The following is a 5,895-nucleotide window of genomic DNA, read 5'->3' as shown; positions in this document are numbered from 1 at the left end:
AGCCGGTGCCGCCTCGGCCGGAGCCGACTCCGCGGGCGCAGCCTGCACCGGCGCCGCCGTTCGGGCGGGAGCCGGCGCCTGGACGGGAGCCTGCTCCTGCGCCGGGGCCGGTGCCTCGGCAGGGGCCTGCGCCTGGGCGGGCGCGGCGGACGGCTCCCGCGCCGGACGCTCGGGACGAGCCTCCTCCGGAGCCTGCTGCGCCTTGAGCCGCTGCTGCTCCGCCTTGGCGTCGGCCTTCTTCTTGGTCGGGCCGAGCACCATGATCATGTTTCGGCCGTCCTGCTTCGGCATGCTCTCGATGAAGCCGAGCTCCGCGACGTCGTCGGCCAGGCGCTGCAGGAGGCGCACGCCCATCTCCGGGCGCGACTGCTCGCGACCGCGGAACATGATCATGACCTTGACCTTGTCGCCCGCCTTGAGGAACCGCTCGACGTGGCCCTTCTTGGTGCCGTAGTCGTGCGGGTCGATCTTGAGGCGGAAGCGGATCTCCTTGAGAACCGTGTTGGCCTGGTTCCGGCGCGCCTCACGCGCCTTCATGTCGGCCTCGTACTTGAACTTGCCGAAGTCCATGAGCTTGCAGACCGGGGGCCTGGCGTCGGGAGCGACCTCGACCAGGTCGAGGTCCGCCTCCTGGGCAAGACGAAGGGCGTCCTCCACGCGGACGATGCCGACCTGCTCGCCGTTCGGGCCGACCAGTCGGACCTCGGCGACGCGGATCCGATCGTTGATGCGGGGCTCGCTGATGTGCTGCTCCTCGTGCTCGTCGTGAGACCTCGAGCAACGAAGAAGGCCTCCGGTGCTGAGCACACGCGGAGGCCTGCGTCCGACGGTGCCGCCACACCCTACGAGGGGTGCACCCGACACCAGGTCGCGGCGTCGCGCCGTGACCCTCGGACCGGAACCCGGCACCCTGTCGATCGCACGAGGCGGTCCGTCGGGGCTCGGGTGGGATCTGCTCCACTTGTGCACCGGCACACGCCACCCGCGAGCGGGCAGAACGTACCGGTCGGTCGCGCACCACTCTAGCACCTCCGACCCCGCGACCCCGAGGCGACGGGCGTCACACCCCGAATTCTTGAATGGTTCAAGAAAACTGTGCCATGATCGCGGCATGGACAGCGACACCCTGCGCGACGCGGGGCTCCGGGTGACGGGACCGCGCATCGCGGTGCTCGACGCCGTGGGTCGAGCACCGCACGCGACCGCCGACGCCGTCCTGACGGAGGTGCGCCGCACCCTTCCGACCGTCAGCGTCCAGGCCGTCTACGACGTCCTGCACGCCCTGACCGACGCACGCCTGCTCCGCTGCATCGAGCCGGCGGGCCACCCCGCCCGCTACGAGCGCCGGGTGGGCGACAACCACCACCACGTGGTGTGCCAGGGCTGCGGGGCGATCGACGACGTCGACTGCGCCGTCGGCCCCTCCCCCTGCCTCACGCCCAGCTCGACCGGTGGCTTCACCGTCGAGACGGCGGAGGTCACGTACTGGGGCCTGTGCCCCGACTGCCAGGGCGCCTGAGCGCGCCCACCGAGCAGCAGACGACGCCGGCGGATGCCGGCGTCAGCACCGCCGTGCCGCGATCCCGCGGCACCGCACGACCGGAAGGACCACAGTGACGCCGTTCACCACCACCAACTCCGGGGCGCCCGTCGCCTCCGACGCCCACGCCCTGACCGTCGGCGCCGACGGACCCGTCGTCCTGCACGACCACTACCTGGTGGAGAAGCTCGCCCAGTTCAACCGCGAGCGGGTGCCCGAGCGGGTCGTGCACGCCAAGGGCGGCGGCGCCTTCGGCACGTTCACCACGACGCAGGACGTGAGCCGCTACACGCGCGCCGCGCTCTTCCAGCCGGGCGTGCAGACGCCGATGCTCGCGCGCTTCTCGACGGTGGCCGGCGAGGCGGGCTCGCCCGACACGTGGCGCGACCCGCGCGGCTTCGCGCTGAAGTTCTACACGACCGAGGGCAACTACGACCTGGTCGGCAACAACACGCCCGTCTTCTTCATCCGTGACGGCATCAAGTTCCCGGACTTCATCCACTCGCAGAAGCGCCTGCCGGGCTCCCACCTGCGCGACAACGACATGCAGTGGGACTTCTGGACGCTGTCCCCCGAGTCGGCGCACCAGGTCACGTGGCTCATGGGCGACCGCGGCATCCCCGCATCGTGGCGTCACATGGACGGCTTCGGCTCGCACACGTACCAGTGGATCAACGCCGAGGGCGAGCGGTTCTGGGTCAAGTACCACTTCCGCACCGACCAGGGCATCAAGAACATGACGCCGGACGAGGCGTCGCAGCTCGCCGGCTCCGACGCGGACGTGCACATCCGGGACCTGCACGAGGCCATCGAGGGCGGTGACTTCCCCTCGTGGACGCTGTCGGTCCAGGTCATGCCGTACGCGGAGGCGGCGGAGTACCGCTTCAACCCGTTCGACCTGACGAAGGTGTGGCCGCACGCGGACTACCCGCTCATCGAGGTCGGCACCATGCAGCTCAACCGCAACCCGCAGAACTACTTCGCCGAGATCGAGCAGGCGACCTTCGCCCCCTCGAACTTCGTCCCCGGCATCGCGGCGAGCCCCGACAAGATGCTGCTCGCGCGGATCTTCTCCTACGCCGACGCGCACCGGTACCGCGTGGGCACGAACCACGCGCAGCTGCCGGTCAACGCGCCGCACAACGCGCCCGTGCACTCGTACTCGCAGGACGGCGCCGCGCGCTACACGTTCAACGCGCCCGAGATCCCGGTCTACGCCCCCAACTCGCGGGGCGGCGCGCACGCCGAGCCGGCCCGCGCGGGCGAGTCCGGCTGGGAGTCGGACGGCGCGATGGTGCGGGCGGCCGCCACGCTGCACCCGCAGGACGACGACTTCGGCCAGGCGGGCACGCTGTACCGCGAGGTCTTCGACGACGCCGCCCGGGCGCGCTTCCTCGACGTCATCACCGGGCACGTGGGCGGTGTCAAGGCCGCGGACATCCGCGAGCGCGCCATCGCGTACTGGACCCAGGTGGACGCCGGCCTCGGTGCCGCGCTCCGGGCGAACCTGGCCGGCACGGCGCCCATCGAGACGGGACAGCCGGCCACGTCGGCGCTGCCCGTCGACTGACCGTCCCGCAGGACCCGAGGGGCCCGTCCCGGACCACGCGTCCGGGGCGGGCCCCTCGCCGGTGAGAGGATCGACCCATGAGCCAGCAGGACGCGAGCGCGCCGACCCCGAGCACCTCCGAGACCACCGACGGCGCCCTGCGCGACATCGCCGACGTCGCCGCCGTGGAGGTCATCACCACCGCCGCCGTCCACCTCATGAGCGCCGCTGCGGTCAAGTGCGGGCTCAGCCCGGACACCGAGACCGTCCGCGGCGAGGACCTGCAGGACCTGGACGAGGCGCGCAAGCTCATCACCGCGCTCGCCGGCCTCGTCACGGCCGCGGCGCCCGACATCGGCAACCAGCACGCGCGCTCGCTGCGCGACGGGCTGCGCTCGCTGCAGCTGGCGTTCCGCGAGGCGTCGCCCTTCCCCGACGCGCCGGGCGAGGGCCCCGGGGAGCGACTCACCGGCGCGGTGAGCTGATCCGCGGCGTGCTCCCGGTCACGGCGCACCCGTGCTCTCCTATCCTGGACGGATGACGGAACCGGCCTCGACGGCCACCACGGACCCGGACGCGCCCGCGCGTCCCGAGCCCTTGCGACGCACGCGGCGCCGTCGGACACGCCTGGTGGCCGTCGTCGTCCTCGCGGTCCTGCTCGTCGTGGCGGTCGTGGCGGCCGTGCACCTGTACCGGACGTCGACCGCGTGGCGGGACCGCGCGGGCCAGTACGAGGCCACGGCGCAGGACCTCGGCACCGAGTTGGCCACGACACGGGCGGAGCTCGAGGGCGCGCGCGGCGAGCTCGAGGGCGTGCGGTCGCAGCTGACGACGGCGAACGAGCGGATCGTCGAGCTCGCCGACGAGAAGGCCCAGATCGGCGACGACCGCGAGGTGCAGCGGCAGCTCGTCGACTACCAGCAGCGCGTCTCCGTCGCCGCCGGCACCGTCGCGCTCGCGCTCGACCGGTGCGTGCAGGGGCAGAACCAGCTGATCGGCTACCTCGAGAACGCCGCGCAGTACGATCCGGTCGAGCTCGAACGCTTCGGCACGGAGGTGCAGGCGCTGTGCCAGACCGCGACCGACGCGAACGCCGCGCTGCAGCGGGAGCTCGGCCAGTGAGGCGCCGTCTGCGCGCCCGGGCGGTGCCGGCTGCCACCGCGCTCCTCCTGGTGGGGGCGCTGGCGGGGTGCGCGGCCGTGCAGGAGACCGTCGACGACTTCCCCCGGATGCCCGGTCCCGTCCGGACCGACTTCGTGCCCAGCGAGGCCCCGCTCGCGCAGTCCGGGACGGGGAACCTCTCGCCCGACGGGTTCGACGCGGTGGAGCGCCTCGCGGTCCGGATCCGCAACGTCGGGTGCAGCTCGCTCTCGACCGGCTCGGGCTTCGCGATCGACGCCACGACGCTGATCACCAACAAGCACGTCGTGGCGGACTCGGCCGACCTCCAGGTCCAGACGTACGACGGGCGCGACGTCGCCGTGACGGCGGCCAGCACGGCCACGCTGGCCGACCTCGCCGTCGTCCGCACCGCGGAGGACCTCCCCAGCTACCCCGAGCTCGCCGGCAGCGACCCGGTGCCGGGCGACGCCGTGACCGTCGTCGGCTATCCCCAGGGCGGCGCCCTGACGCTCACCACGGGACAGGTCATCGGCAGCACCACGGACCCGCTGCACGAGAACCTGGGCGAGGTGCTCGTCACCGACGCGGCCGTCGAGCCCGGCAGCTCCGGGTCCGCCGTCCTGGACGCCGACGGTCACGTGGTCGGCGTCGTGTACGCGAAGAACGCGTCGGGGCAGAGCTTCATCGTGCCCGTCAGCACGGTGCGCACCCTCCTGGCGGACGAGGCCTCCTTCACCCCCGCGTCGCAGTGCTCCCCCTGAGCAGGCCTGAGCAGCGAGAGACCCACCACCGAGGGGATGGAGGCAGTCGTGGACGAGAACCAGGACCCGCAGGGACGCCACGGGCACGGACCCGCGCACGGGCACGGACCCGGGCGGCGGCGAGGGCTGCGCGGCCGGACGGACACCGCGGTGCGCGTCGCGGGTGACGCCCTGCACGTGCGCCGCGTCTTCGGCGAGCCCGTGCAGCAGGACGGGGTCACGCTCGTGCCCGTGGCGCTCGTCACGGGTGCCGCCGGGTCCGGCTGGGGCACGGGCGAGCTCGGGGGCGGCGCGAGCACCGACGCCCGCGGCGAGGGCACGGGTGCGGGTGGCGGCGGCGGGTTCGGCGTCCGCGCCCGACCGGTCGGCGTCTACGTGGTGCGCGGCAGCGACGTCTCCTGGGAGCCGGCGTTGGACCTCGGCCGGGTGATCGTCGTCGGCCAGGTGGTCACCGGCGTGGCTGCCCTCGCCCTCGCGTGGGCGCTGCGCGCGCGACGCCGGCACCACTGAGGTCAGGGCGGGCGGCGCCGTCTCAGGCGGCCGCGACGACCTTCAGCTCGATCGAGTCCGCGCGGGCGGCGACGTCCGCGCCACCGAGCGCGTCGCCGACGGCCTGCAGCAGCCGGTCGAGGGCCGGACGGTCGAGGCCCGGACGGACCCCGAGCACGACCGCCACCTCGGCCGCGCGTCCCGGGACGACGTCGACCGACGCCAGGTGGGCCACGCGTGACAGGGCCGCGCGGACGGCCGCGGCCACGTCGGGCGCCACGGCACCGTCCGTCACCGCGGGCTCCCAGGCGACGCCCCGGGCGAGCGCGTGGACCGCCGGCGCCGGGACGACGGCCGTGACGGGCCCTGCCGCGTCGACGACCAGCACGTGCCAGCCCTCCTCGAGGCACGCCGCGGCCGCCCGTCGGGCCGAC

7 protein-coding genes and 1 pseudogene are annotated in these 5,895 nt (G+C 73.6%); 6 read left to right on the top strand and 2 right to left on the bottom strand.

The features are described 5' to 3' along the window. Positions 1–807 (bottom strand): translation initiation factor IF-3 (gene infC, locus IDM29_RS17395; RefSeq protein ID WP_309232743.1); only part of this gene is annotated, 807 nt, incomplete at its 3' end. Positions 808–1,111: 304 nt separating this feature from the next. On the opposite strand from infC, the gene IDM29_RS14105 reads away from it, so the two are divergent. The 6 genes from IDM29_RS14105 (at position 1,112) to IDM29_RS14080 (ending at position 5,482) form a co-directional block, all read left to right on the top strand. Beyond that, positions 1,112–1,519 carry a Fur family transcriptional regulator gene (locus tag IDM29_RS14105; RefSeq protein ID WP_182113668.1) on the top strand — a complete coding sequence of 136 codons (408 nt, stop codon included), beginning with the start codon at positions 1,112–1,114 and terminating at the stop codon, positions 1,517–1,519. Between the two features lie 94 nt (positions 1,520–1,613). Then, entirely contained in the window at positions 1,614–3,110 is a 1,497-nt protein-coding gene (locus IDM29_RS14100) for a catalase (protein ID WP_182113667.1), read from the top strand. Positions 3,111–3,187: 77 nt separating this feature from the next. Then, positions 3,188–3,574: a DUF1844 domain-containing protein gene (locus IDM29_RS14095; RefSeq protein WP_182113666.1), complete on the top strand. Its 387-nt coding sequence runs from the start codon at positions 3,188–3,190 to the stop codon at positions 3,572–3,574. Positions 3,575–3,626: 52 nt separating this feature from the next. Further along, positions 3,627–4,211, top strand: coding sequence for a hypothetical protein (locus IDM29_RS14090; protein WP_255491832.1), 585 nt, complete (start codon positions 3,627–3,629; stop codon positions 4,209–4,211). Further along, on the top strand, positions 4,208–4,972 hold the full coding sequence (locus IDM29_RS14085; RefSeq protein ID WP_309232742.1) for a serine protease: 765 nt from the start codon (positions 4,208–4,210) through the stop codon (positions 4,970–4,972). Before IDM29_RS14090 ends, IDM29_RS14085 begins: the two co-directional genes overlap by 4 nt. Positions 4,973–5,020: 48 nt before the next feature. After that, positions 5,021–5,482 (top strand): spore germination protein GerW family protein, encoded by a 462-nt coding sequence (locus tag IDM29_RS14080; RefSeq protein WP_220458029.1) that lies wholly within the window; start codon positions 5,021–5,023, stop codon positions 5,480–5,482. Between the two features lie 22 nt (positions 5,483–5,504). On the opposite strand, the pseudogene IDM29_RS14075 reads toward IDM29_RS14080, so the two are convergent. Beyond that, a pseudogene (locus IDM29_RS14075) lies at positions 5,505–5,895 on the bottom strand (SseB family protein); the annotation flags it as partial.

It is taken from the genome of Actinotalea sp. JY-7885 (assembly GCF_014525465.1).
Classification (GTDB): domain Bacteria; phylum Actinomycetota; class Actinomycetes; order Actinomycetales; family Cellulomonadaceae; genus Actinotalea.
The sequence above is the reverse complement of the archived record's forward strand: the minus strand, read 5'-3'. Positions and strand labels throughout refer to the sequence as shown.